Below are 26,298 nucleotides of genomic sequence, written 5' to 3' on the forward strand. Positions count from 1 at the left end.
TATTTCACGGGGGCTATAGGCCGATTTGACTCGCAACCACTCCGCCGAGCGGCGGCAGCTGCGTTCTACTTGTTGTGGCTCAGTGCATTGCTGACCAGCTTGGAGGTGATGTCCACAATCTGGATCATGCGGTCGTACGCCATGCGAGTGGGGCCGATGACGCCCAGCGTGCCGACAATCTTGCCGTCCACCTCATACGGGCTAGTGACGATGGACAGGTCTTCAAACGGCACGACCTGGCTTTCACCACCAATAAAGATGCGCACACCTTCGGCCTGGCCGGCCACGTCCATCAGGCGCATCAACTGGGCCTTTTGCTCAAACAGCTCAAAGGCGCGGCGCAGGTTGCCCATGTCGCTGGAGAAGTCGGACACCGACAGCAGGTTGCGTTCGCCGCTGATGATGACCTCGTCCTGCGTCTCACTAATGGCTTCCGAGCTGACAGTGACGGCCGCCTGCATCAGCGTGGCAATCTCGGTGCGCAGCGACTCGACCTCGCCCTTCAGGCGTTCGCGCACGTGCTCCATGTCCAGGCCCACGTAGTGGCTGTTCAGGAAATTGGCAGCCTCCACCAGTTGCGCCTGGGAATAGTCCTGCTCGGTGAAGATGACGCGGTTTTGCACATCGCCGTCGGGCGACACGATGATCACCAGCAGGCGCCGCTCCGACAGGCGCAAAAATTCGATGTGTCGGAAGACCGAGGTGCGCTTGGGCGCAATCACCACCCCCACAAACTGCGATAGATTGGACAACAGGTTGGCCGCGTTGGAGATCACCTTCTGCGGCTGGTCGGGCGCCAGGATGTGGGATCCATACTGGCCGGGCTGCACGGTGAGCATGGTGTCCACAAACATGCGGTAACCGCGCGCCGTGGGGATGCGACCGGCGGATGTGTGCGGGCTGACGATCAGGCCCAGCTCCTCCAGGTCCGACATCACATTGCGTATGGTCGCCGGCGACAGCTCCAGGCCCGAGGCCCGGGACAAGGTGCGGCTGCCAACGGGTTGCCCGTCGGCTATGTAGCGCTCAACCAGAGCTTTCAGCAACAACTTGGAACGATCATCGAGCATTGAGTCATTTTAATGATGTAATTTGCGAATGAAGTCCCAATTCCGCCAGGTCGCCTTGATTGGCAAATTCCAAGCTGTGTCGTCTGGCGCGACGGGCGCGTCCTCGCGGCTGGCGCTGGAGCGTATTGCAGACTTTTTGATGGCCCAGGGCTGCGAGGTGGTGGTGGAGGCCGACACAGCGGCCAATATGGGGCTGAACAACTACACCACGATGGATGTGGCGGCCATCGGCACCTCCTGCGATCTGTGTGTGGTGGTGGGGGGTGACGGCACCATGCTGGGCATTGGCCGCAAGATGGCGCAGTACGGTGTGCCGCTGATCGGCATCAACCAGGGCCGCTTAGGCTTCATTACCGACATTCCGCTGGACAACTTTGACGCCACGCTGCAACCCATGCTGGCAGGCCTGTATGTGGAAGACCACCGCAGCCTGATGCAGGCGCGTGTGATGCGCGGCGGGCAGTGTGTGTTCTCGGCGCTGGCCATGAACGATGTGGTGGTCAACCGCGGAGCTACTGCTGGCATGGTCGAGCTGCGGGTGGAGGTGGACGGCAACTTTGTCGCCAACCAGCGGGCCGACGGCCTGATCATCGCCACGCCCACGGGCTGCACGGCCTATGCGCTGTCGGCCGGTGGGCCTTTGATCCACCCGTCCATCCCCGGCTGGGTGCTGGTGCCTATTGCGCCACACACCTTGTCGAACCGGCCCATCGTGCTGCCCAATGTGTCGGAAGTGGTGATAGAGCTGGTGGCCGGGCGCGATGCCAGTGCCAACTTTGACATGCAGTCGCTGGCCACGCTGATGCACGGCGACCGCATTGTGGTGACACGGTCGCAGTACCAAGTGCGCTTTTTGCACCCCAAGGGCTGGACCTACTTTGACACCCTAAGGCAAAAATTACATTGGAATGAAGGAGTTGCCTGATGAACGCAGCGCAGAACCGCTTCAAGCAAGTGCACGCCCCCTTGGGGGGCAGCGAGGACACAACGTGCCGAGCGTGGGGGCCGTATGGCACTTAAACGCATCGTGCTGCGCGATTTCGTCATCGTCAGCGAGCTGGAATTGGATCTAGAGAGCGGCTTTACGGTGCTGACCGGTGAGACTGGCGCTGGCAAATCCATCCTGATCGACGCCTTGCAATTGGTCACCGGTGCCCGGGCCGACACCGGCGTGATCCGCGAAGGCGCCAGCCGCACCGACGTGAGCGCCGAATTCGACACCCCCGCCAGCGTGCGCGACACGCTGCAAGAGGCCGGGTTTGACAATGACGGCGACACACTGTTGCTGCGCCGCACCGTGGACACGGCGGGCAAAAGCCGCGCATGGATCAATGGCAGCCCGGCCACGGCCCAACAGTTGCGCACGGTGGGTGAGCAGTTGCTCGATATCCATGGCCAACACGCCTGGCAAAGCCTGACCCGCCCGGACGCAGTACGTGGCCTGCTGGATGCCTATGCCAAGCTATCGACCGCCACGCTGACAACACTGTGGCAAGACTGGCGCCAAGCCCAGGCCGCGCTGACCCAGGCCATGGCGGCACAAGACTCCTTGCAGCGTGAACGTGAACGCCTGGCCTGGCAAATTGGCGAGGTTGAAAAACTCAACCCACTACCCGACGAATGGGACGAATTGCAAAGCAGCCACAGCCGCCTAGCCAACGGACAGGCCCTGATGGATGCCGCGCAGACGGCCCTGCAGTTGCTGGAAGACGATGACAACAATGCCATCAGTCTGCTGAACAATGCCCTGCAACAGTTGCAGAGCCAGGCGCATCTGGAAAAGCAATTCACCGATCCGGTGGATGTGCTGGCTTCCAGCCTGGCCCAGGTGGAGGATACAGTGCGCACGCTGCGTGGCTACCTGCGCCACACCGAGCTGGATCCGCAAGGGCTGGCCGAACTGGACGAACGCATGTCGCTGTGGGTGTCTCTGGCGCGGCGCTACAAACGTGCGCCCGAAGAGCTACCCGCACTGCTGGCGACGTGGCGCACCGAGCTGGCACAACTGGATGCCGCCTCTGATCTGGAGGGTTTGCAAAACGCCGAGAAGAAGGCCCATGCCGCCTATCTGACCGAGGCCAAACTGCTCTCAAAGGCGCGGGCCAAAGCGGCACCGCTGCTGGCGCAGTCCATCACCCAGGCCATGCAGGGCCTGGGCATGCAAGGCGGCCAGTTCCAGGTGGTGCTGGAGGCCAGTGCCCAACCCATGCAGAGTGGTCTTGAAGAAGTGGGATTTCTGGCCGCAGGCCATGCGGGCAGCACACCAAGACCGGTGGGCAAGGTAGCGTCCGGTGGCGAGTTGTCGCGTATGGCGCTGGCCATTGCGGTGACCACCAGCCAGCTGGGTACCGCGCAAACGCTGATCTTTGACGAGGTGGATTCCGGCGTGGGCGGTGCGGTGGCCGAGACCGTGGGCCGCCTGATGCGCCAACTGGGCGCAGACCGCCAGGTGCTGGCCGTGACCCACCTGCCCCAGGTGGCGTCCACTGCGGACCACCATTTGGTGGTGGCCAAACAGATGAGCGGCAAGGTGACCTTGAGCACCGTGGCCGCCGTATTGGGCGAGCAGCGTGTCGCAGAAATCGCGCGCATGCTGGGCGGCGAAAAACTCTCCAGCACCACCCTGGCACACGCCAAGGAAATGCTGCAGTCGGGGGCCTGACCCTATGCAGGACGGCGCCCAAGCCATGGAGATGGTGCTGATCACCGGCATGTCGGGCTCCGGCAAATCAGTGGCTCTGCACGCGCTGGAAGACGCTGGTTTTTACTGCGTGGACAACCTGCCGCCGGAGCTGCTGTTGCCCTTTGTAGAACTGGAGCAGCAACACCAGGCGCGGCGCATTGCCATTGCCATGGATGTGCGCAGCGCCACGTCCCTGCCGCTGGTTCCCCATCACCTGGACACCTTGCGCAGCCGTGGCATGCACATCAAGTCCCTGTTTCTGGACTCCGACACCGAAACCCTGGTGCGCCGCTACTCCGAGACGCGTCGCAAGCACCCCCTGTCACAACCCGACCCCGGCAACCGTGCGCAGGATGCCCGCCGCGCTTTGGTGGAGGCCATTGAGCTGGAGCGCACGCTGCTGGCCACCCTGCGCGAGCAGGCCCATGTCATCGACTCCAGCATCATCCGCGCGGCCCAGTTGCAGGGTTATGTCAAAGCGTTGATCTCTGCGCCCACCGGGCAACTGACACTGGTGTTTGAGTCGTTTGCGTTCAAGCGGGGGGTCCCCACCGACGCCGACTATGTATTTGATGTGCGCATGTTGCCCAACCCGCATTACGAAGCCGACCTGCGCGCCTTGACCGGGCGGGACCAACCGGTTGCCGACTTCTTACAGGCACAGGCCGAAGTGCAGCTGATGCTGAACCACATCGCCCACTTTTTGGAAAGCTGGCTGGACGCCCTCGCACGCGACCACCGCAGTTATGTGACGGTGGCCATTGGCTGCACCGGCGGACAGCACCGCTCGGTCTATCTGGTAGAGCGATTGAGCCAGCGCTTCACGCCACAGTGGGTCACTCTGACACGCCACCGGGAACTCGACGCGCGCTAAAACCGGGCCGGGTGATCAGACGCAACGCCCTGCTGCAAAAGCTTGCGAATGGGAGCGGGCAAACCTACATCCGGCCAGGCGTCCGCGCTGACCCAGCGCCCTTCTCCCCAATCCGTCGATCGGTCTGGCACACGCAGTTGCCAGGTGTGCAGGTACAAATCTTTGTGGGTCAACACATGGGTGAAGACGGGCAGCGCTTGCACGCGGTCTTTCAGCGCGGCGGGGACCTGGCTCACCAAGGCATCTTCACTGTCAAACAGTGGCAGGCAGTGCAGCCCCGCCCAGACGCCCGGTGTGGGGCGTTTGTCCAGCCACACGGCACCGTCTTTACTCTGCACCCATAACAACCAGATGGACTGGGAGCTGCGCTTGAGGGTGCGGGTACGCACCGGGTAGCGCTGCGGGTCACCCGCAGCGGCGGCCACACAGTCCTGGTGCACCGGGCACACCAAACAGGCCGGCTTCTTGGGCAGGCAAACGGTGGCACCCACATCCATCATGCCTTGGGTGTAACGCGGCATGGCGGATGTCGCGTCTTTGCCCACGGGCAGCAACTGTGTGGCTGCATCCCATAACGCGCGCACATTCGCGCCCTGTGCCAGATCAGCATCAAAACCCAGCACACGGGTGACAACACGTTTGACGTTTGCATCCAGTATGGCGACCTGCTCACCAAAACACAGCGATGCTATCGCCGCAGCGGTGGACCGGCCTATGCCGGGCAGGGTTTCCAAAACTTCGGCCGTGGACGGGAAGGCACCGCCGTGCAATTCCATAACCTGCTGCGCGCAGCGGTGCAGGTTGCGCGCGCGGCTGTAGTAACCCAGGCCGCTCCACAGGCCCAGTACATCGTCCAGGCTGGCCTGGGCCAGCGAAGCCACATCTGGAAACCGCGCCAGGAAGCGGGCAAAGTAGTCCCGCACGGTGACCACCTGCGTCTGCTGCAGCATGATTTCGGACAGCCAGACGCGGTAGGGGTCTTGTGTGTTTTGCCACGGCAGGTCATTGCGACCATGCGTGGCCTGCCACGCCACCACCCGCCCGGCGAAGGCGCCTTGTGCCACTGCCATCAACTCAGGCCAGGGCGACGTCGACTTCGGTACCGGCGGGCCGGTTGGCGGCAATCAGGTAGTCGGTCAGCTCGATCAGCTTGAGTTCAATCTGGCTCAGCGCGGCTTCCTGCTGGTCCACATCCTGGATGCGGTCCTCCAGACCACCGGCGGCTTGCTGAATACGGTCTATAGCCTCAATGCGGCGGCTGAAGTTGCGGCGGCGCTCGCGCAGTTGTGCGTCCAGTTGGGCCGCGGCCGACTTGCTCCACAGCTCCACATCGCCCAGCGCGGCTTCATGGATGCCACGCAAACGGGTGGAAAGTGCCCGCACCAGGCGGTCGGCAAACTCAGGTTGCGCCAGCTTGAAGGCATTGCCGATACCCAGGTACTGCACGTGGCTGCGTTCCACCATGTTCAGGTCAGTCAGGTACTGCGCCATTTGCGGCTCGGTCGGTGCCTGCAGGGAGAAACCGTGTTCGCCATTGAGCTGGCGGAAGGTGGCGGCCAGCATGGACTGGATCTCGGCACACAGGGCTTGCACCCGTTCCAGATTGGCACGCAGGCGGTCAAAGGTTTCGCCGTAGGCGCGCTTCACGCCCAGCTTGAGACCCTTTTGCAGCAGCGTGGAAGTGAGATTCGCCATCTCCTTTTTCAGCGCAGTGGAGCCCAAAATGCCAAACACTTCGCGCAGCAGCTTCAGGTGCACCGAACGCACCGCATGGATCTTGGCACCACCCAGGTCGAACTCGGCCTGTTCCTGCGAAATACGGGAGCGCATGTGTTTGATGACGGCCGCATTTTTGCCTTGCAGACCCTTGAGTTCCATCATCTGCTCGGTCATGTCGCGCTTGCGGATATTGATGACTCGGGCTGTTTCGGCCCGCAGATCGGTGATACCCGCGGCCATGGCCTCGCCCAGAATACGCTGGCGTTTGCCCATCATGCCGCGGCCCAGTGCGTCTTCCAGCACGGGCAGGCAGCTGCGTTGCAGCAATTCGTCATCCTCGGTGACCTTGGCCACCAGACCCTTTTGGGCCGACACGGCAATCACACGGTCACGGGGTATGTTCAATATTTCAGCAGTGCTGGCTTTTTGCCGTTCAATCTGGGCCTGAATCTGGGCGGGGGTGCTCAGCTTGTCGTCCCACAGCGTGTCGATCTTGTTCAGGACTACCAGCCGCGCATCGGTGTCGCCGGATTCGGCAATCAGGTGCTCACGCCAGATTGAAAGATCAGATTTGGTAACGCCGGTATCAGCACCCAAAATGAACACCACGGCATGGGCCTGCGGGATCAGGCTGACCGTCAGCTCCGGCTCGGCGCCGATGGCGTTCAAGCCCGGTGTGTCCAGAATGACCAGCCCTTGTTTGAGCAAAGGATGGGCGATATTGATCAGGGCATGGCGCCACTTGGGCACTTCGACCATGCCTTGGGCGTCGACCATGGGGTTGTCTTCGGGGGCCTGGTTGTGCCAGAAACCCAGGGCGCGTGCCTCGTCTTGTGTAACCTTACGGGTCTCGGCCACTTTTTCCAAAGCGCCGGCCAACTGTTGCGGATTGTTGACATCCAGGTCGATTCGGGTCCATTTTTCGGGGACCATGCGCCACTCCATCAGCGCCTGGGGCTGCAAACGGGTCTCGATGGGGAGCAGACGCAGGCAGGGCGGCACGTCGGCGTCGTAGCCCATTTCCGTGGGGCACATGGTGGTGCGCCCGGCACTGGCGGGCATGATGCGCCGGCCATACCCGGCGAAAAACACCGCATTGATCATCTCGGATTTGCCGCGCGAAAACTCCGCAACAAAGGCCACCATCACCTTGTCGGAGCGCACCTGTGTGCCCAAGCGGCGCAGGCGTTCTTCAACCGCGGCGTCCAGCAGTTCGTTGTCCTTCATCCACTCGCCAAGCAGCTTCAGGCGCAGCGCAAATTCGCGCCGCCACGTGCCCAGTTGGTCAAATTGATCGTTAAATGAAGTAGTCAAGAGTCCCCCCGTCTAACTGTTCAATATAGCACTGCGCCCCGGCCTGTACCTCAGGGTTTTTGGCACTGGGCGCAGAAAAAGGTGGAGCGCTGGCCCTGGCGCATGGCACGTATGGGGTTTGCGCAGACCTTGCAGGCCAGTCCGGCCCGTGCGTACACCATGGCGTCGAGCTGGAAGTGACCGGCTTCGCCCTGGGCGTTGGAGAAGTCGCGCAGCGTGCTACCCCCCCGCTCCACCGCCCGCGCCAGCACATCGCGTATGGCCTGGTGCAGGCGCGCTGCACGGGGGCGGCTCAGCCGGGAAGCCGGGGTGCTGGGCCGAATGCCCGACAAGAACAGCACCTCCGACGCATAAATATTGCCAACCCCCACCACCACCTCTCCGGCCAGCAGTACCTGTTTGATGGGTGACTTGCGTTTGGCCAGCCCCAGGTGAAAGCGTTTGGCGTCAAAGTCAGCACCCAGCGGCTCCATGCCCAGTTTGCCCAGCAGCTTCTGGGCCACCGGGTCGGCTTCATGGGTGGCGAACACCACGGCACCAAAACGGCGCGGATCGTGCAACCGCAGCACACCCTGGGCGGTGCGCAGCTCAAAATGGTCGTGTTTACCCGCCTCGGGCGGGTTCAGCGTGAACGACAGGCTGCCCGACATGCCCAGGTGCACCAGCAACAAGCCGCGCTCCAGATCCAACAGCAAGTATTTGCCGCGGCGCCGCACGGCCAGCACATGTTGCCCCACCAGGCTGTCGGGGCTGCAGCCCAGGGGCCAGCGCAGGGGTTTTCCCAGTCGCACGCCCTCAATGGCTGCACCAGCGATGCGGTCGGCAAAACTGAGGCGTGTCACTTCGACTTCGGGCAATTCAGGCATGGTGCGTAGGGCTCTATGGGTTGGATTATTATGGTCCGATGTCACGTATCCATCGCCTTTGCGCCCTAGCCCTGGTTGCAACCAGCATCTGCGGCACCGCCCTGGGTGCGCCACCCAAGACCGACGCGCCCAATAACTCCAGCCTGGACGGAGAACTGTTCTACGAATTGCTGGTGAGCGAAATGACGGCGCAGGCGGGTGACCCCGGCTCGGCCTACGCGCTGATGCTGGATGCGGCGCGCAAGTCCAATTCTGCCCGTCTGTACGAGCGCGCCATCGAAATCGCGTACCGCGCCCGCAGTGGTGATGCCGCATTACAGGCCGCCCAGGCCTGGGCGCGCGCACAGCCCTCGTCCAAAGAGGCCAACCGCTACCAGTTCCAGATCCTCCTGGGTCTGAACAAGATCGCAGAAACACAAGAACCCCTCAAGCGTGAGCTGGCGGGTATGACGGCAGCGGAGCGTGCACTGGCCATCAACCTGGTGCCACGGTACTACGCCCGCACCACGGACAAGAAACTGGCCGCCACCGTGGTTGAAAAGGCCCTGGCAGCAGACCTGGGCAACCGCACTACCGGCCCTGCCGCCTGGGCGGCGATTGGCACCATGCGCCTGCAGGCCGACGATGCCGATGGTGCCTTGGATGCAGCCAAAAAGGGCACGGCACTCGACCCCGAATCTGAAGACGTGGTGTTGTTGGCGGTTGCACTGATGGGTGCCAAAGTGCCCGCTGCACAAGCCCTGGTGCGCAAATACCTGGACGGCAAGCCCTCTGCTGAAGTGCGCATGGCCTATGCACGGCATGCCATCAACACCCAGCGCTACGACGAGGCCTACACACAAATGCAGCTGCTGACAGCAGAAAAGCACGACTACGCAGAGGCCTGGCTGCTGCGGGGTTCACTGGAGTTGCAAGACGCAAAACTCTCCCTGGCTGAGTCCTCGCTCAAAACCTATGTGGCACTGAATCCACCCCCCAAGGACACAACCAGCCAAACTGCAACCATGGGTCGCGGCTTGGTGCAGGCCTACCTTCTGCTCTCACAAGCAGCGGAACAGGGCAAACGGCTGGACGAGGCCAAGTCCTATCTGGACCAGATCATTAGCCCCAAGGACGCGCTGCGCATACAGCGGCGCCATGCCGCCATCCTGGTTCGCCAGGGCAAGCTGGACCAGGCCCGCGAAGCCATCCGCAGTGTGCCGGAGCAGCAGGCATCGGATGCACTGGAAAAGATCAACGCCGAAGTGCAACTGCTACGTGACGCACAGCAATACGCCGCTGCCTACGAACTCTTGCGGCAAGCCAGTGCCCAGTACCCGGACGACACCGAACTGGTCTACGACCTGGCCATGATGGCGGAAAAGCTGGGCAAACTCGATGAGATGGAACAGCTGCTGCGCAAGGTGATTGCAAGCAAACCCGACTACCACCACGCTTACAACGCTCTCGGCTACTCGCTGGCAGATCGCAACATCCGGCTGAACGAGGCCCGTCAACTCATCACCCAGGCGCTGACCTTTGCGCCCAACGACCCCTTTATTGTGGACAGCCTGGCCTGGGTGGAATACCGCCTGGGCAACACGGCTGAAGCCATACGCCTGCTGCAAGAAGCTTTTAAGGCGCGGCCCGACGCGGAGATTGCTGCCCACCTGGGCGAGGTCTTGTGGAGCGTGGGCCAGAAGGACCAGGCCAGTGCCATCTGGAAAGAGGGCATCACGCTGAACCCCCAGAACGAGACGCTGCGCGAGACCATGCGGCGCCTGGGCGGTGCACCGTGAGTGCTGGCCTGCGCGGGAGCGCACGCAGCGCTTGGGTGATGGCACTGCTAATAGCTATATTTTTTATAGCAGGTTGTGCAAGTACTACGGGGGCTAGAGGCCAAAATGGTCCAAACGATTCCCTCTGGCAGGGTCGCCTGGCACTCAAGGTGCATAGCACGCCGGTGCAGGCTTTCACGGCAGATTTTGAACTGCAGGGCAATGCCGAAGCCGGCACGTTATCGTTTTTTACGCCCCTGGGAAGCACGGCCGCACGCCTGCAATGGAGCACCGCTGGCGCCCAGCTGCAAACCAGCGGCGAGCCCCAGCACTTTGAATCGCTGGACGCGCTGACGCTACACACCACCGGCGCCACATTGCCCATCCACAGTTTGTTTGCCTGGCTCAAGGGCAATGAGCCCACAACCCCAGGGTGGCAGGTTGACCTGCGCGCATTGGCTGATGGCCGACTCACCGCCCAGCGCCTGGCACCCGAGGTTCCGGCCGATCTGAAAATCATTCTGCAGCGCTGAGCGCCGGATAATCACCGTATGCAGTCGCTCTACGACATACCCGCCCCCGCCAAACTCAACCTGTTCCTGCACATCACGGGTCGCCGTGCAGACGGCTACCACCTGCTGCAATCCGTCTTCATGCTGATTGATTGGTGCGACACCCTGCACTTCGATATCCGTGCCGATGGACAGATCAGCCGCGAGGACCTGACCTGGGCCCTGCCCGCCGACGACCTGGTCGTGCGCGCCGCCAAAGCCTTGCAGCTGGCCACCGGCTGCACGCTGGGCGCACACATTGGCATCGCCAAATCGGTCCCCGCGCAGGCTGGCATGGGCGGTGGCTCTTCGGATGCGGCCTCCACGCTGCTGGCGTTGAACCGTTTGTGGAAGCTCCATCTGTCTGTGGAAACTCTGTCAACGATAGGATTGGCCCTGGGCGCAGATGTGCCGTTTTTCCTCTGCGGCCAACACGCGTGGGTCGAAGGCATCGGTGAAAAAATCACGCCGCTAGAATTGCCGTCCGCGCGTTTTGTGGTGGTCAAACCAGACGCCGGGTTGCAGACCCAGTTAATTTTTTCTGACCCAACGTTGAAGCGCGATTCGGAAACTGCTATAATTTCAGGCTTCGCTGCAAACAGCATTGAGCGTATTTACAAATACGGTCGAAACGACTTGCAGGCCGTTGCCCAGAAGCTGTGCCCCGGTGTGAACCAAGCCCTAGAATGGCTGGAATCGCAGGGTTTGAGTGGTCGGATGACAGGCTCTGGAAGCGCGGTGTTTGCGCAACTGCTGCATGGTATTGACGAGGGTAGCGCGCCGGCCGCGCTGCAAGTCAGGGTCTGCAGCAACATGGATGTTCATCCCCTGGTGGGTTGGGCAACCAGCGATGGGATAAAGAAGGTTTGAATGAAGGTTAAGGGTGGGCAGCTTTTAGCTGTCAACCGGTGTAGGGGAGTCGCCAAGTTGGTTAAGGCACTGGATTTTGATTCCAGCATGCGAAGGTTCGAATCCTTCTTCCCCTGCCAAATCTGTTGCCCGGTACTGATCCGGTCACAGCACGCGCAACGTACAGGCATAAACCCAATTTAATCGCTGGAATCCGTATGCAGGCCTCACCACCCCCAGATTTCATGGTTTTCACCGGCAATGCCAATCCCGGCATGGCTGCTGACATTGCAAAGCACCTAGGCATTTCGCTGGGTGCAGCCACCGTAGGCCGTTTTTCCGATGGTGAAGTCACCGTCGAAATCAACCAGAACGTGCGTGCACGTGATGTGTTTGTGGTGCAGAGCACCTGCGCACCCACCAATGAAAATTTGATGGAACTGCTGATCATGGTGGATGCGCTCAAGCGTGCATCGGCCGAACGCATCAGCGCGGTGATTCCGTATTTCGGTTATGCGCGGCAAGACCGCCGCCCCCGCTCCAGCCGCGTGCCTATCACGGCCAAGGTGGTAGCCAATATGCTGCAGACCGTGGGTGTGGCCCGCGTGTTGACCATGGACTTGCACGCCGACCAGATCCAGGGTTTCTTTGATATCCCGGTGGACAATATTTATGCGTCACCCGTGTTACTGGGGGACCTGCGCCAGAAGAATTACGAAGACCTGATTGTGGTCTCGCCGGACGTTGGTGGTGTGGTGCGTGCCCGTGCGCTGGCCAAGCAGCTGAACTGCGACCTGGCCATCATCGACAAGCGCCGCCCCAAGGCCAATGTGTCTGAAGTGATGCATGTCATCGGCGAGATCGATGGCCGCAACTGCGTCATCATGGACGACATGATTGACACGGCCGGCACACTGGTCAAGGCTGCCGAAGTGCTCAAGGAGCGCGGCGCCAAAAAGGTGTATGCCTATTGCACACACCCCATTTTCTCGGGTCCCGCCATCGAGCGTATTGCCAACGGCAACGCACTCGATGAAGTTGTGGTGACCAACACCATCCCCCTGAGCGCTGCGGCTTCGCAGTGCCAGAAGATTCGCCAGCTCACCGTGGCACCGCTGATCGCCGAAACGATTCAGCGCATTGCCAAGGGTGAGTCGGTCATGAGTTTGTTCTCGGATCAGGAAAATCTTTTTTAGATTTCTACAAAACCTTTTCTAACCGGGACAAAAAGCAGACGCCGCTGCATAGGGCAGCGATCCAGCGTTTTTGTTAAACCGGAGCCCACTGGTCGCGGTGGATTCCTTCAGGAGTAAGTTATGAAATTTGTCGCTTTTGAGCGCGCTAAGCAGGGCACGGGTGCGAGCCGCCGTCTCCGCAATTCGGGTCGCACCCCTGGCATCGTTTACGGTGGAGCCGGTGAGCCGCTGTTGGTCGAACTGGACCACAACGCACTGTGGCACGCAATCAAAAAGGAAGCCTTCCACGCATCCGTGCTCGACATGGAACTGGCTGGCAAGGAAAGCAAGGTTTTGCTGCGTGACGTGCAAATGCACCCCTACAAGCAATTGATCCTGCACATCGACTTCCAGCGCGTCGATGCCAACACCAAGATGCACATGAAGGTGCCATTGCACTTCAAGGGCCAGGAAGAATCCGCTGCTTTCAAGATCGACCATTGCCTGATCACCCACGTGGTCAACGAAGTCAACATCACCTGCTTGCCCGCCGACCTGCCCGAGTTCATCGAAGTGGACCTGAGCGGCTTGAAGAAGGGCACTTCCTTCCACCTGAGCGACGTCAAGTTGCCCAATGGCGTGAAGGCTGTGGTCAAGGGTCGTGAGAATCCCGTCCTGGTGTCCGTGGTGGCGCCTGCGGTTGAAGTTGCTGCCGATCCCGCTGCCGAGGCTCCTGCCGCTGGCAAGGGTGGCAAGGCCGGTGCCAAGGCTCCTGCTGCAAAAGCTCCCGCTGCCAAGAAATAATCGGTTGCCCACGCACTGATTCACAGCGCAAGCTGTTGACGGCCCACTTCGGTGGGCCGTTTTCGTTTGGGTTGGAATCGCCATCGATTTGCCCTACCATCCACGCCAGCTTCCAACACATCTCACGACTCCCGCTCTTCATGATCAAACTGTTTGTCGGCCTTGGCAACCCTGGCCCTGAATACGAAGCCACCCGCCACAATGCCGGATTCTGGTGGATCGATGCCCTGGCACGCGAGCTCAAGGTGAACCTGAGCATGGACAAGTCTTACCACGGCATGCTGGCCCGTACCACCGTGCATGGACAAACGGTGTGGCTGCTGCAACCCCAGACCTTCATGAACCTGTCAGGCAAGTCGGTGGGTGCACTGGCGCGCTTTTTCAAGATCGCGTCCGACGAAATATTGGTCGCCCATGACGAGCTGGACATCGCCCCTGGCCAGGTCAAACTGAAGTTTGGTGGCAGCCACGCCGGGCACAACGGCTTGCGCGATATCCACGCGCAAGTGGGCAGCGGCGACTACTGGCGACTGCGCCTGGGTGTGGGCCACCCCGGGGACAAGGCTGAAGTTGTCAACTGGGTGCTGAAGAAACCGTCGTTGGACCACCGCATTGCCATTGACCAATGTATTGACCGCTCACTCAAGGCCCTGCCGGCGTTTCTGGCCGGTGATATGGGAAAGGCCACCCTGCTGGTCCACACCAGTAAACCACCCCGCGCCCACACACCCCCGGCACCACGCCCCGCGGTCGCGGGCGCCACCGCAAGCCCTGCCGCGCCAACCCCCACCACACCCCTGCCCATCACAGCACAACCGACGCCAGGCACCCCATGAACCGAAGCCTCTCAATTGCTATTATTGTTATAGCTATCTATTCAATATCGACAGGGGCTAGCGGCCAGAATGGCGTATACCGTTGTGGCAACAGCTACAGCCAGAAGCCGTGCACCGATGCCGTGGTGGTTGACGTGCAGGACGCCCGCACCGCGGAGCAAAAGATCCAGGCCGACGCCACGATACGCCGGGACACTGCGACCGCTAACGCCATCGAAAAGGAGCGGCTGGCGCAAGAGGCCCGCCAACGTGCAGCCCAAGCCAAACTGACTGCTGCCGAGAAAAAGCAATCTGCACCTAAACCCCAGAAAACAGCAGACGCATTGGACACAGCAGACACCACGGCCGCCAAAAGCAAGCGCAAGAAAAGCACGTCTGCAAAGCAAAAAGCCACACCAGAAGTCTTCATTGCCAGCGCCCCAACCGACAAAAACAAGCCAGGCGCCCGCCCCGCCAAGCGCCCTTAGCCACTGCAAACAGGCAAGCCAAGCGCAGACGCTTGGTTTATAGTGGTCCGCGTACCAAGCCGCAATGCCGCATCAACTGGCACCCTGCGCTGGCCAACCTCATGACTTGGGTGCATCAATGACAGACGCATTTGACCGGGAAGTATTCGAAGGCCAGGAACTGGTTTTCCAGTGGGGAGACCCCGGCGACTCGGCCTACGTCATCGAAGAAGGCTGTGTGGAGGTATTAACCGGTGTGGGCACGGAGCAAAGGCGCATCGCCATCCTGACCGAAGGCGCCATGTTTGGCGAGGTGGCCCTGCTGGACCGCCAACCCCGCACCGCATCGGTCCGCGCCCTGGTACCTACGCGCCTGATCCGCATCGACCGCAGCCACGTCGAAGAACTGCTGCTGCGTTCGGACTCCGTTATCCAGTACCTGTTGCACCTGCTGCTGGCACGCTTTCGCAGCACCCATGATGCCGCCGGCCTGCAGCAACGGCTGGGCAACCCGGATGCAAACCCTGCAGATGCCGCGACTGCGGCCCTGGACCTGCACAAGGCGGCTGTGCGCACCTTATCGCTGGCGCAGGACCTGTCCGACGCCATCGACCGCCAGCAGCTCGAACTGTTTTACCAGCCCCTGATTGCGTTCGACGGCTTGGCGGTGGTCGGCTTTGAGGCGCTGATACGCTGGCACCACCCCAGCCTGGGTTTGGTCAGCCCGGCCGAATTCATACCCCTGGCCGAGAAAACCGGCCTGATACACCGCATCGGCCAGTGGGTGCTGCAACGCGCCGTGGCCGACTGGTCCGAACTGCGCCCGTTCTGTGTGGACAGTGCACGCCACCAACCCTTCATGAGCATCAATCTGTCGGCCCCCGAACTGGGTGGCGGTGACATTGTGGCTGCGGTGCAAACCTGCCTGAGCGAACATGGTATGGCCCCCCATGAGCTGCGCATCGAGTTGACCGAAACCATCATCATCCAGAACATGGACGATGTGGCGCGGTCCCTGCACCGCCTGCGGGCATTGGGCATAGGCATTGCGCTGGATGATTTTGGGACCGGTTACGCTGGTCTGGACTACCTGCAGTCCCTGCCCTTCACCTGCCTGAAAATTGACAAAACCTTTGTGCAACAGGTCAACCAGTCGGAACGCAGCCTGCACATCATCAAAGCGGCGCTGGAGCTGGCCCGCTCCATTGGCATGAGCACCATTGCCGAAGGTATAGAAGATGCCGAGATCGCCGATCAGTTAAGAGCTCTGGGTTGCAGCCATGCACAGGGCTACCACTATGGCAAACCCATGCCCAAGGACCAAATGGCGGCCTGGACCCTCAAACACCGGGCCGCGCAAATGGCCCATACTGCGGCACTTAAACCTTAGTGCTCAGAGCGGCGTCCTGCTGCAGGCGCCGGTACTTCTGCCACAGGGTTTCTTTGTCTTCTACAAACTCCGGGTTGACCGGGATACAAGACACGGGGCACACCTGCACACACTGCGGCTCTTCGAAGTGCCCTACACATTCGGTGCATTTGTGGGGGTCAATCTCGTAGATCGCGACACCCATGTAGATGGCATCGTTGGGGCATTCGGGTTCGCAGACGTCGCAGTTGATGCATTCGTCGGTAATGAGCAGGGCCATGGTGTGGGTTCAGACCTCGTCCGGCTTGGCAATCAGCACCGGTACCGGGCTGGCGTGCAACACTTCGTTGGACACCGAGCCCAGCATGGCACTGCGCAGTGCACTGTTGCCGCGCGCACCCATCACGATCAAGTCGCAGGCAAATCGCTCGGCAATGTCCACAATGGTGTGGGCCGGGTCACCCTTGGCCACCTCGCACTCATAGACCACACCTGCGGCGTCCAGCAGAGCCTGCGCAGACAGCAGCGTATGCCGACCGGCCTCTTCGCTGACCTTGTTTATCACCTCCGGATCGTGTGCCACCAGCAACTCGTACAAATTGGCGGGCTCCTGCACATTGGCCAACACCGCGTCGGCACGCAGGCCCGCCAAAATCATGCGGATCGCAAAACGCACGGCCTCCAGCGACAACTCCGAACCATCCACAGGCAGCAAGATTTTCATGGGGTTTCCTTGGTGGTTTTCAGGCGTGCTTCAATTTCTGCATCAGGCGGGCAAACACGGTCGGGGCCACAAACTGCGCCACATCACCCTTGAGTGCGGCGATCTCCCGCACCAGCGTACTGGAAATGTACTGGTAACGTGCGTCCGGCGTCAGAAACACCGTTTCCACGTCAGGGGCTAAGGCGCGGTTCATGCCGGCGAGCTGGTTCTCAAAATCAAAGTCCGTCACCGAGCGCACACCCCGCAACATGGCTTTGGCGCCATGGTCCACCGCAAAATCCCGCACCAGGCCGGTAAACGACTCCACCTGCACATTGGGATAGGCCTGCACCACTTCGCGCACCGTGTCCAGCCGCTCTTCCAGGCTGAACAGGGTTTTCTTGTGGTGCGCGGCGGCCACCGCAACGATAACGGTGTCAAACAGGTTGGCGGCGCGGCGGATGAGGTCTTGGTGGCCCAGGGTGATGGGGTCAAAGGTGCCGGGGTAGACGGCGATCACGGGGTTTTGCATCGAAAGCTCCCGGGCCACAGGGCCCAGCTATGGTTGCGATTATGCAGCGGGGGTATCAGCCGGTGCGGCGGTATCCACTGTTGCTGCAGCGGCGCGCAGCACGTGGGCATGCACCGCACCCGCTTTCAGGTGGCGGTACACCACCAGGCCAAAGGGCTCCAGCAGGGCATCGGTCCAGGCCTTGGGGCCTTCCAGGTAGATGGACCCATTCACCGCCAATGCACGGGCTGCGGCGGCCAGGGCGGGCTCATACAGCTCGCCATCAAACGGTGGGTCCAAGAAGATCACGTGGTAACTGGCGGGTGCCAGCTGGCGTAGCGTGGCCACCCCCTCGCCTCGCAGGATGTGCAGCTTTTGCGGGGCGGCGGCTTCAGGCAACTCCAGGGCCAGCAATTGGGCCTGTACACGCTGCAACTGCACCACCAAAGCGCCATCGTGCTCCACCAGCAGCACTTCGGCGGCACCACGCGACGCAGCCTCAAAACCCAGGGCGCCGGTGCCGGCAAAGGCATCCACACAGCGCAGGCCGTGCAGGTCCTGGCCCAGCCAGTTGAACAGGGTTTCGCGCACACGGTCCGGCGTGGGGCGCAGGCCGGGGCGGTCGGCCACCTTGAGTTTGATGCGTTTCCAATGGCCGCCAATCAGGCGGATCTCGCCGGAGGGGCCTTTGTGTACGGGTACGCGGGCGGGCTTTTTGCCGGGCGCTTTGGCACCACCGCTGGCGTTTTTGGAGGGGGACTTGCTGGGTTTCTTCATGTGCCAAGCTTAACCGCCGCCGGGCCGCCCCAAGACGGTTCGGGCCCCCTCGGGGGGCAGCGCAGTACGCGAAGCGACAAACGTGGGGGCTACATTCACGGACTGCAGGGGCAATGCCGCAGTGTCGACCTGGTGCTCCAGGGCGCGCCGCGTCAACCACATGGCAACGTCCTGGGCCGGCAGGGGCTTGGAATACAAATAACCCTGCAACTCGCCACAGCCTGCATCACGCGCCGCCGTGGCCTGGGCCTGGGTCTCCACACCTTCGGCGACCACGTGCAGGTGCAGGGCATCGGCCAGTTGGCAGATGGCACGCACCACGGCTACCGCATCGGGGGACGGCAACGGGTCTATCAGGCCACGGTCTATCTTGACCGTGTGCAGGCGCAGGCTGCGCAACATGTTCAGCGATGAAAAGCCGGTCCCAAAATCGTCCATGGCCACATGCACACCCATGGCGCGCAGTTGCTCCACCTGGGCGGTGGTCTGCTCCAGGTTTTGCACGGCCGAGCTTTCGGTGATTTCCAGCGTCAGCCATTGCGCGGCCACGCCATAGGACTGCAGCGTTTGTGCTACCAGCTGCGGAAAACGGGGGTCCAGCATCTGCAAAGGCGACACATTCACCGCCACCGGCACGCAGTGGCTGAACTGGGCACGCCACCGTGCAATCTGTTCACACGCCTGTTTCAACAGTGCCGTTCCCAAAGCACCGATCAAACCGGTGCGCTCAGCCGCTGCAATGAACTCTACTGGGCTCACCTGGCCCACACCGGGCCGGTTCCAGCGTGCCAGGGCCTCCAGGCTGGTCAGGCGGCCCGTGCGCGCGTCCACCTTGGGTTGGTACATCAGCTGGAATTCGGCACGCTCTATGCCGGCGCGCATGGCCTGCTCCTGCTCCAGTGCATTGCTGGAGCCACGTTCAAACGCCTTTTCAGCCAACTGGTGGGATGTGCCCGGTGTGCGCTTGGCAACATGCATAGCAGCATTGGCCGCGCGCAACAGGGAATCCGCATCCCGCGCGCTGTTGGGGTACAGGGCAATGCCCAGGGAGGCATCCAGAAAAAACTCCTGGCCCGCCACCTGCAGGGGCTTGGCCAGCAGCTGCCGCACCCGTGTCACCAATTCCACGGCCGTATCACTGCTGCCATGCGGTGCGGAGACCAGCGCAAACTCGTCACCCGCCGAACGCATGACCTCACAGTCGGCATCCATGGCCGCGCGCAGTGCCAGTCCCATGGCGCGCAAAACTTCGTCCCCCATGGAATGGCCGTGGGCCTCGTTGAACAGCTTGAAGCGGTCGATGTTCATCAGCACCAGCACAAAACGCGGCAGCGGCTCCTGCGCGGTGCAGCGCTTGCGCAGGCTGGCGATCAGGGAGGCCCGGTTGGGCAGGCCAGTCAGCTCGTCGTGCAGTGCCTGGTGGATCAGCGCTTGGTTGGCCTCGTGGCGGCGCGTCTCGTCCGAAATCAACACCTGCACCGCGGGCGCGCCGTCCCACTCGGTCGGAAAATAATGGAAATTCAGCCATAGAGGCGTACCGTCGGCGCGGTGGCGCAGCGCCTCGTAACCCGCGTCCTGCAATTGGCCGTTTTGCATGTCGGCCAGGATTTTTCCGACCTTGGCCCGTTCGGCCTTGGGTATGGTGCGCGCCACCGTCACCACCCGCAGCTCGGCCAGGCTCTGCACGCCATATATGGCCAGGCAGGCCGGGTTGGCGTAGACGATGCTGCTCTCGCCCAAGCTGATCATGATGCCCTGGTGGGAGCGCTCTGCCAGCCGCTCAAACCGCATCTGCAACTTGCGCGCGGCCAGCGCCCCGCGGTCCAATGCCGCGTAGACCAGCACCAGGCCCAGGATGATGCGCAGCAGTGAACCCAGCGTGGCCAGCAGCTCGGCACCGGCATCCTGGTAGGCCACGTAGATGAACTGGATCAGCCCCAGCATGACCAGCAAGGGCCCCACCAGCTTCTCCGAACTGAACCGGGTGGCACCGGCATTCCACAACCAGTAGCAGCACACTAGACCTAACAGTGTGTTGATGGTCCCCATACTGGCCTGCCCCACCCGCGGACCGCCAAAACCCACGGCAGAGGCAACGATGATGGACAGCACCACCAGAATCAGCCAGGCCGATTGACGCGGCAACGGCCGGTTCGCCAGATGCGCCGTACCCACCAGCAGCAGTGTGGAGTAGGCACCCGCCACGGCGGCCAGCGCAAAATTGCCGACCACCTCGCCGGTGGCCCCACCCTGTACCTTGGCCCAGTAGACCATGGGCACCAGCAGTTGGACCAGGTTGGCCCAGCCGATGTAGCTGGTAAAGGCCTGGGTAGGGTCCCGCCGCCACACCATCACCAAGGCGCAGCCCATGATGAGGCTGACAGCGGCATTGGTGATCAGGGCGTATTGCATCAAAAAGACACGGAAGACAAGTTGTTACATTGTGCAACCAGGCTTGGCGCTTATACCGACACAAACGGGCGGGATTACCCTAGTGTGAAAGCGCTCCCAGGGGGCCTTTGAGCCCGTTTCATAGAATGCAGGCACTCCAAGAAACCAGCACATGTTCAGTTTTTTCAAAAAGAAGCCTCCTCCCGCTCCCCCGGTACCTGCTACACCCGCCCTGGAAGAGCCGTCTGCGCCACCCGCGCCGCCCCCGACTCGCCCATCGTTCACCGCTCCTGCCACCGGTGGTTCGCTGATCGGCAGCGCCCTGGTCACGCCCATCGACATTCCCGAACCCGGCGCCACACCGCCCGAGCGCCAGAAATGGGTGGACAAGCTCAAGTCCAGCCTGGGCAAGACGGCCGGCAGCATCTCCACCGTGTTTGGCGGCTCGCTGATCGACGAGGCCCTGTACGAAAAGCTGGAAGACGCGCTACTGATGGCCGATGCCGGTGTGCCCGCCACGCAGTACCTGTTGACCGAGCTGCGCCGCAAGGTCAACGACAGCGGCGTGACCCACCCGGTGGCGCTGAAAAACATCCTGGTCGCCCTGCTGACCGACCTGCTGCAACCCTTGCAAAAACCACTGGTCATTGGTGAACACAAACCCACCGTCATCATGGTGGCGGGTGTCAATGGGGCCGGCAAGACCACCTCCATCGGCAAACTGACCAAACACCTGTGTGACCACAACGCCAGCGTGTTGCTGGCCGCGGCCGACACCTTCCGCGCCGCGGCACGTGAACAGCTCGGCATATGGGCGGACCGCAACCTGGTGGAGATCGTCAGCCAGGAGGGCGGCGACCCTGCTGCGGTCAGTTTTGATGCCGTCAGCGCTGGTAAGGCCCGTGGCAAGGATGTGGTGCTGATTGACACCGCCGGGCGCCTGCCGACCCAGTTGCACCTGATGGAAGAGCTGAAAAAGATCAAACGGGTGATCCAGAAGGCCGATGGCACAGCACCCCACGAAGTGCTGCTGGTCATCGACGGCAACACGGGCCAGAACGCCTTGACCCAGGTGCGTGCCTTTGACGATGCCCTGAAGCTGACCGGCCTGATCATCACCAAGCTGGACGGCACGGCCAAAGGTGGTGTCATCGCCGCCATTGCGCGCGAACGGCCCATCCCGGTGTACTTCATCGGAGTCGGTGAAAAACTGGAAGAGCTGGAGACCTTCAACGCGCGGGAATTTGCGCAGGCTTTATTGGGGTAGGCCCCAGCCTGGTCTGCCACCGTTGCGGCTATCCTTGGCACACAAAAAAAGGAGCCCTGCGGTGAAAAAAATTCTGGCTGTTGTGTTGGCCTTGGTGGTGGTAGCAGTTGCCTACCTTTTGTTGTGGCCCGTGCCCATCACACCGGCCGCTTTCAATCTGCCCAAGGCACCCGGTTATGTGGGGCCCCATGCCGTCAACACCAAGCTGGCGAATCTGAAGATCATTGACCTCAAGGGCGAGGTGGGCCCCGAGCACATTGCGATTGCCCCCGACGGCAAGCTCTACACCACGGTAGCCAGTGGCAACATCCTGCGCATTAACCCTGACGGTACGGCCCAGGAGGTGTTTGCCAACACCGGCGGCCGTGTGCTGGGTTTTGATTTTGATGCCCAGGGCAACCTGATCGCCGCAGACGCCGTCAAAGGCCTGCTGTCCATCGCGCCCGACCGCAAAATCACGGTGTTGACGGACACTGTTAACGGCGACCCGATACGGTATGCCGACGCGGTGGTGGTGGCCAAGAGTGGCCGCATGTATTTCAGCGACGCATCCAGCCGTTTTGCACCCAAAGACTGGGGCGGCACCTTCGAGGCCAGTGTGCTGGACATCATTGAAGGCGCGTCCACCGGCCGCCTGCTGGAATACGACCCCGCCACCCAGGCCACCCGCGTACTGGCCTACGGCCTGAGTTTTGCCAACGGCGTGGCCTTGAGTACCGACGAACAATCGCTCTTTGTGACCGAGACCGGCAAGTTCCGCCTGTGGAAAATTGCCACCAGCGCCAGCGGCCTCAACGTGGCCCAGCCCAGCCCGCAGGCCACCGTGCTGCTGGACAACCTGCCGGGCTACCCCGACAACCTGATGCGTGGCCTGGACGGCAAGATCTGGATGGGTTTTGCCAAACCCCGCAACCCCACGGCTGACAACATGGCCGACAAGCCGTGGCTGCGCCGCCTGACGCTGCGCCTGCCCCGCGCCTTCTGGCCGGTGCCCAAGTCCTACGGACATGTGGTGGCCTTCACCGAAGACGGCAAGATCGTGGCCGACCTGCAGGACCCGACCGGCGCCTACCCCGAGACCACCGCCATCACCGAAACCAAAGACCGCCTCTACGTCCAGAGCTTGCATGCACATGGACTGGGCTGGTTGCCCAAGCAGTAGGAACACTCCCACCATGCACACCCATCCACACCTTTCCCGCCGGACCTTTATCACCACCACAGCGGTTGGCGTGGCCGCGGCCTCCACAACGGCTTGCCAGAAAGCCAACGCGGGCGACCGCCAACTGGTATTTGCGTCCTTGAAAGACGCCCAACGCGAAATCGACCGCTTGGCCAAAGCAGCGAACCTGCGGTCTGCCACACAATGGTCCTGGCCCCAGACACTGACCCACTGCGCCCAGAGCATCGAATACTCGTTGACGGGGTTCCCCGAATCCAAATCAGCCCTGTTCCAGAACACCGCAGGCACCCTGGCGTTTCAGTTCTTCTACTGGCGTGGTCGCATGAACCATGACCTGGCTGAGCCCATCCCCGGCGCACCCGCGCTGGACACCAGCAACGATGCCGGCTTGGCGATGGCGCGGCTGCAAACCGCCATCGCGGATTTTCACAAACGCAGCACCGCGCTACAGCCCCACTTCGCCTACGGCAGCTTGAACAAGCCCGCCTACGAACACGCCCACGCCATGCACCTGGCCAATCACCTGTCAGCCTTTGACGTGGCGTCATAACTGCCCCTTTAGTCTTTTGCAGGACTGCCGATAGATACAGGGAGTCCTCCCAATAGAAAAAAGGCTTAGTGGTATGACAACATCCCTACTCCAACGACCGACGCCGCAGCTGGAACTCCTGCTGTGGAGCCGTCAATTGCAAAAAGCACGTTTTGACGAGGTGGCCGCCCTGCGCTTCCTCTCCAACGCCATGGTTTCCACGCGAGATGCCAAAACGCGTGAGCTAAGTCCTGTTGGCCGTTACCTGATGGCCCATGAAGGCATTTATGCCCTTTGCCTGGGCACCATCTACCTGCACGGCCTGCTGCCGCGTGAGCAAGAGGGCAGCCGTGCCATGGCCCTGCAGCTGGCGTTTGAACTGCTGGACATGACGGTGGATGACCTGCACAACATGCTGCTGGCCAACCGCCACCTGGAAGCAATCGCCGGCCTGGCAAAGGCCCACGTGGCTGAACACAGCGTACAAGACCTGGTGGCGCTGGGCGACCGCGCACTGGACCAAGCCAGGCTGGTTTACCCAGACTGCTTTTATTAGCCTGACCGGCACCCCGGCCGTGCGCTGCGCGGCCGGGTCCGCCTTCATGGACAATCGAGGGTTTCGCAATTGCCACCGAGCCCTTCGCCATGACCGCACCCACATCTCCGCTCCTGCCCCGCATCGAGCTCGAATCCGCCCCCAACCCCACCGCCGCCGTCATCTGGATGCACGGCCTGGGCGCCGACGGCAATGACTTTGCCAGCCTGGTGCCACAGTTGGATTTGCGCGGCTGCCCACCCATCCGTTTTGTCTTCCCCCACGCGCCCAGCATCCCGGTCACACTGAACGGCGGTTATGTGATGCCTGCCTGGTACGACATCATGGGCCTGGGCCTGGTGGACCGCCAGGACAGCGCCGGTATCGAAAAATCCGAGAAAGACATCACCGCGCTGATCGAAAACGAAGTAGCTCGCGGCATTCCGTACGAGCGCATCGTGCTGGCCGGCTTCAGCCAGGGCTGTGCCATGGCCCTGCACACGGGCCTGCGCCTGCCGCACCGCATTGCCGGCATCATGGCCCTGTCGGGCTACTTGCCGCTGGCCGATCGTTTTGCCAGCGAACGCACGCAGGCCAACGCCAGCACCCCGGTCTTTATGGCCCACGGCACACAGGACCCGGTGGTGGTGCTGGCCCGCGGCGAGGACTCGCGCAACGCCCTAGCTGCCCTGGGCCACCCGGTGCAATGGCACACCTACCCCATGCCGCACAGCGTGCACCCACGCGAGGTGGCCGACATTTCCGCTTTTCTGAAGCAGGTGCTGGGAGCGTCTGCCAGTGCCCAGTAAACCCCTGACGCTGGGCATTGACTTTGGCACTTCGAACTCCGCCGCTGCGCTGATTGGCGCCGATGGGCAGATGCACACGATCGCGCTGGACGGCGCGCGCGCCGAGATGCCCACGGCCCTGTTCTTTGCCAGCGAAACCCATACCGTGCTGTATGGGTCGGACGCCATGCAGGCCTACCTGGCCGGCACCGAAGGCCGCCTGCTGCGCTCGCTGAAAAGCCTGCTGGGCAGCCGCCTGATGGACGAGTACACGGCGGTCAATGGCCAGAGCATGCGTTTCTTTGACATCGTCGTGTTGTTCTTCAAGGAGCTCAAAGCGCCGCTGCGAGGCCAGGTCGGCCAGCCCCTGACCCGCGCCATGCTGGGCCGCCCGGTGCATTTTGTGGATGACGATGCCGACCGCGACGCACTGGCGCAGGAGACCCTCGGCCGCGCGGCCATGGAGGCCGGCTTTACCGACATCGCCTTCCAGCTGGAGCCGATTGCCGCCGCGCTGGACTACGAACAACGTGTGGACCGCGAAACCACGGCCCTGGTGGTGGACATTGGCGGCGGCACGTCCGACTTCACCGTCATCCGCCTGAACCCGACACGCAGCCAGATGCGCGACCGCACGGCCGACATCCTGGCCACCACGGGTGTGCACATCGGCGGCACCGACTTCGACCGCCTACTGGACCTGTCCACCGTGATGCCGCTGCTGGGCTACCGCCACATCGGCACCGGCGGGCGCCCGGTACCCAACAGCGTGTTTTTTGATCTGACCACCTGGCACCTGATCCACCAGGCCTACAGCCGCAAGGCCATGCACTTCGCCAAGGAGCTGTGGACCGATTACACCGACCAGACCCTGCATACCCGCCTGATGGACGCGCTGGAGGGCCAGCACGGCCACCGCATGCTGGCCGGCGTGGAGGCGGCCAAGATCGCATGCTCCATTTCGGGCGAGGACGCCCTGGTCGACCTGGATTTTCTGGGCCACGGCCCCAGCGAACACCTGGGTGCAACGGTCAGTGCGCCGGGCATGGCCGACACGCTGCAACAGGCGCTGACCCAGGTCGTGGAGTGTGCGCAGCTCTGCGTGCAGCGCTCCGGCCTGGCCAGCGTGGACGCCGTCTACCTGACCGGCGGCTCCTCCGCATTGCGTCCGCTGGTGGAGGCGCTGCGGGCCGCCATGCCCAGCGCCACATTGGTAGAAGGCAACCGTTTTGGCGGGGTGGCGGCGGGATTGGGGTATGCCGGGGCGGCTGTAGGTATTTGAGTGCAGCCAAATACTATGA

26 protein-coding genes and 1 tRNA gene are annotated in these 26,298 nt (G+C 62.1%); 18 read left to right on the forward strand and 9 right to left on the reverse strand.

Annotation, left to right across the window (positions count from 1 at the left end; translation table 11 throughout):
* Positions 1–65: 65 nt before the first annotated feature.
* Positions 66–1,070 carry a heat-inducible transcriptional repressor HrcA gene (gene hrcA / locus HZ993_RS09340; RefSeq protein WP_209397338.1) on the reverse strand — a complete coding sequence of 335 codons (1,005 nt, stop codon included), beginning with the start codon at positions 1,068–1,070 and terminating at the stop codon, positions 66–68.
* 28 nt (positions 1,071–1,098) lie between these two features.
* Here hrcA and HZ993_RS09345 point away from each other — a divergent pair, with 28 nt between their 5' ends.
* The 3 genes from HZ993_RS09345 (at position 1,099) to rapZ (ending at position 4,627) form a co-directional block, all read left to right on the forward strand.
* On the forward strand, positions 1,099–1,995 hold the full coding sequence (locus HZ993_RS09345; protein WP_209397340.1) for an NAD kinase: 897 nt from the start codon (positions 1,099–1,101) through the stop codon (positions 1,993–1,995).
* Positions 1,996–2,079: 84 nt separating this feature from the next.
* The gene (gene recN / locus HZ993_RS09350) at positions 2,080–3,732 is read left to right on the forward strand and encodes a DNA repair protein RecN (RefSeq protein WP_209397342.1); all 1,653 of its coding nucleotides are present in this window, start codon (positions 2,080–2,082) and stop codon (positions 3,730–3,732) included.
* Between the two features lie 4 nt (positions 3,733–3,736).
* Positions 3,737–4,627 (forward strand): RNase adapter RapZ, encoded by an 891-nt coding sequence (rapZ, locus tag HZ993_RS09355; protein WP_245213891.1) that lies wholly within the window; start codon positions 3,737–3,739, stop codon positions 4,625–4,627.
* Here rapZ and mutY read toward each other — a convergent pair.
* The 3 genes from mutY to mutM are packed head-to-tail and all read right to left on the reverse strand — an operon-like array spanning position 4,624 to position 8,526.
* A complete protein-coding gene (gene mutY / locus HZ993_RS09360) occupies positions 4,624–5,697 on the reverse strand; it encodes an A/G-specific adenine glycosylase (RefSeq protein WP_209397344.1) in 1,074 nt (357 codons plus the stop codon). The genes rapZ and mutY overlap by 4 nt on opposite strands.
* A 4-nt stretch (positions 5,698–5,701) precedes the next feature.
* Positions 5,702–7,660, reverse strand: a complete 1,959-nt coding sequence (locus HZ993_RS09365) for a dynamin family protein (protein ID WP_209397346.1) — start codon at positions 7,658–7,660, stop codon at positions 5,702–5,704.
* Between the two features lie 50 nt (positions 7,661–7,710).
* On the reverse strand, positions 7,711–8,526 hold the full coding sequence (mutM, locus tag HZ993_RS09370) for a bifunctional DNA-formamidopyrimidine glycosylase/DNA-(apurinic or apyrimidinic site) lyase (protein WP_209397348.1): 816 nt from the start codon (positions 8,524–8,526) through the stop codon (positions 7,711–7,713).
* A gap of 38 nt (positions 8,527–8,564) precedes the next feature.
* Between mutM and HZ993_RS09375 the strand changes: the two genes are divergently transcribed.
* From HZ993_RS09375 to HZ993_RS09415, 9 genes are all read left to right on the forward strand, one after another.
* Complete coding sequence (locus HZ993_RS09375; protein WP_209397350.1) at positions 8,565–10,304, forward strand: tetratricopeptide repeat protein; 1,740 nt, start codon at positions 8,565–8,567, stop codon at positions 10,302–10,304.
* Positions 10,305–10,342: 38 nt separating this feature from the next.
* The gene (locus HZ993_RS09380; RefSeq protein WP_256440974.1) at positions 10,343–10,816 is read left to right on the forward strand and encodes an outer membrane lipoprotein LolB; all 474 of its coding nucleotides are present in this window, start codon (positions 10,343–10,345) and stop codon (positions 10,814–10,816) included.
* Positions 10,817–10,834: 18 nt separating this feature from the next.
* Positions 10,835–11,704 (forward strand): 4-(cytidine 5'-diphospho)-2-C-methyl-D-erythritol kinase, encoded by an 870-nt coding sequence (gene ispE / locus HZ993_RS09385; protein ID WP_209397354.1) that lies wholly within the window; start codon positions 10,835–10,837, stop codon positions 11,702–11,704.
* A gap of 42 nt (positions 11,705–11,746) precedes the next feature.
* Positions 11,747–11,823 (forward strand) — tRNA-Gln (locus tag HZ993_RS09390).
* A 78-nt stretch (positions 11,824–11,901) separates the two neighbouring features.
* On the forward strand, positions 11,902–12,879 hold the full coding sequence (locus HZ993_RS09395) for a ribose-phosphate pyrophosphokinase (protein WP_209397356.1): 978 nt from the start codon (positions 11,902–11,904) through the stop codon (positions 12,877–12,879).
* Positions 12,880–12,999: 120 nt separating this feature from the next.
* Positions 13,000–13,662, forward strand: coding sequence for a 50S ribosomal protein L25/general stress protein Ctc (locus HZ993_RS09400; protein WP_209397358.1), 663 nt, complete (start codon positions 13,000–13,002; stop codon positions 13,660–13,662).
* Between the two features lie 140 nt (positions 13,663–13,802).
* Complete coding sequence (pth, locus tag HZ993_RS09405; protein WP_209397360.1) at positions 13,803–14,498, forward strand: aminoacyl-tRNA hydrolase; 696 nt, start codon at positions 13,803–13,805, stop codon at positions 14,496–14,498.
* Complete coding sequence (locus HZ993_RS09410; RefSeq protein ID WP_209397362.1) at positions 14,495–14,965, forward strand: hypothetical protein; 471 nt, start codon at positions 14,495–14,497, stop codon at positions 14,963–14,965. The genes pth and HZ993_RS09410 overlap by 4 nt, the downstream gene beginning before the upstream one ends.
* A gap of 118 nt (positions 14,966–15,083) precedes the next feature.
* The gene (locus HZ993_RS09415; protein WP_209397364.1) at positions 15,084–16,334 is read left to right on the forward strand and encodes an EAL domain-containing protein; all 1,251 of its coding nucleotides are present in this window, start codon (positions 15,084–15,086) and stop codon (positions 16,332–16,334) included.
* Here the strand turns inward: HZ993_RS09415 and HZ993_RS09420 are convergent.
* The 5 genes from HZ993_RS09420 to HZ993_RS09440 are packed head-to-tail and all read right to left on the reverse strand — an operon-like array spanning position 16,324 to position 20,716.
* Positions 16,324–16,593 carry a YfhL family 4Fe-4S dicluster ferredoxin gene (locus tag HZ993_RS09420; protein ID WP_209397366.1) on the reverse strand — a complete coding sequence of 90 codons (270 nt, stop codon included), beginning with the start codon at positions 16,591–16,593 and terminating at the stop codon, positions 16,324–16,326. The two genes, HZ993_RS09415 and HZ993_RS09420, sit on opposite strands and share 11 nt — an antisense overlap.
* 9 nt (positions 16,594–16,602) lie before the next feature.
* Entirely contained in the window at positions 16,603–17,037 is a 435-nt protein-coding gene (locus HZ993_RS09425) for a universal stress protein (RefSeq protein WP_209397368.1), read from the reverse strand.
* Between the two features lie 19 nt (positions 17,038–17,056).
* Positions 17,057–17,548: a pantetheine-phosphate adenylyltransferase gene (gene coaD / locus HZ993_RS09430; RefSeq protein ID WP_209397370.1), complete on the reverse strand. Its 492-nt coding sequence runs from the start codon at positions 17,546–17,548 to the stop codon at positions 17,057–17,059.
* Positions 17,549–17,587: 39 nt separating this feature from the next.
* A complete protein-coding gene (gene rsmD, locus HZ993_RS09435; protein ID WP_209397372.1) occupies positions 17,588–18,304 on the reverse strand; it encodes a 16S rRNA (guanine(966)-N(2))-methyltransferase RsmD in 717 nt (238 codons plus the stop codon).
* Positions 18,305–18,313: 9 nt separating this feature from the next.
* Entirely contained in the window at positions 18,314–20,716 is a 2,403-nt protein-coding gene (locus HZ993_RS09440; RefSeq protein WP_209397374.1) for a bifunctional diguanylate cyclase/phosphodiesterase, read from the reverse strand.
* A gap of 151 nt (positions 20,717–20,867) precedes the next feature.
* Here HZ993_RS09440 and ftsY point away from each other — a divergent pair, with 151 nt between their 5' ends.
* The 6 genes from ftsY (at position 20,868) to HZ993_RS09470 (ending at position 26,279) form a co-directional block, all read left to right on the forward strand.
* Positions 20,868–21,962, forward strand: a complete 1,095-nt coding sequence (ftsY, locus tag HZ993_RS09445) for a signal recognition particle-docking protein FtsY (RefSeq protein ID WP_209397376.1) — start codon at positions 20,868–20,870, stop codon at positions 21,960–21,962.
* 61 nt (positions 21,963–22,023) lie between these two features.
* Positions 22,024–23,124 carry an SMP-30/gluconolactonase/LRE family protein gene (locus HZ993_RS09450; protein ID WP_245213892.1) on the forward strand — a complete coding sequence of 367 codons (1,101 nt, stop codon included), beginning with the start codon at positions 22,024–22,026 and terminating at the stop codon, positions 23,122–23,124.
* A gap of 13 nt (positions 23,125–23,137) precedes the next feature.
* Entirely contained in the window at positions 23,138–23,695 is a 558-nt protein-coding gene (locus HZ993_RS09455) for a DUF1569 domain-containing protein (protein WP_245213893.1), read from the forward strand.
* Positions 23,696–23,768: 73 nt separating this feature from the next.
* Positions 23,769–24,230, forward strand: a complete 462-nt coding sequence (locus HZ993_RS09460) for a hypothetical protein (RefSeq protein ID WP_209397378.1) — start codon at positions 23,769–23,771, stop codon at positions 24,228–24,230.
* 89 nt (positions 24,231–24,319) lie between these two features.
* The gene (locus HZ993_RS09465; protein WP_209397380.1) at positions 24,320–25,018 is read left to right on the forward strand and encodes an alpha/beta hydrolase; all 699 of its coding nucleotides are present in this window, start codon (positions 24,320–24,322) and stop codon (positions 25,016–25,018) included.
* On the forward strand, positions 25,008–26,279 hold the full coding sequence (locus HZ993_RS09470) for an Hsp70 family protein (protein ID WP_371816976.1): 1,272 nt from the start codon (positions 25,008–25,010) through the stop codon (positions 26,277–26,279). Before HZ993_RS09465 ends, HZ993_RS09470 begins: the two co-directional genes overlap by 11 nt.
* Positions 26,280–26,298 lie beyond the last annotated feature (19 nt).

It is taken from the genome of Rhodoferax sp. AJA081-3 (genome assembly GCF_017798165.1).
Taxonomy (GTDB): domain Bacteria; phylum Pseudomonadota; class Gammaproteobacteria; order Burkholderiales; family Burkholderiaceae_C; genus Allorhodoferax.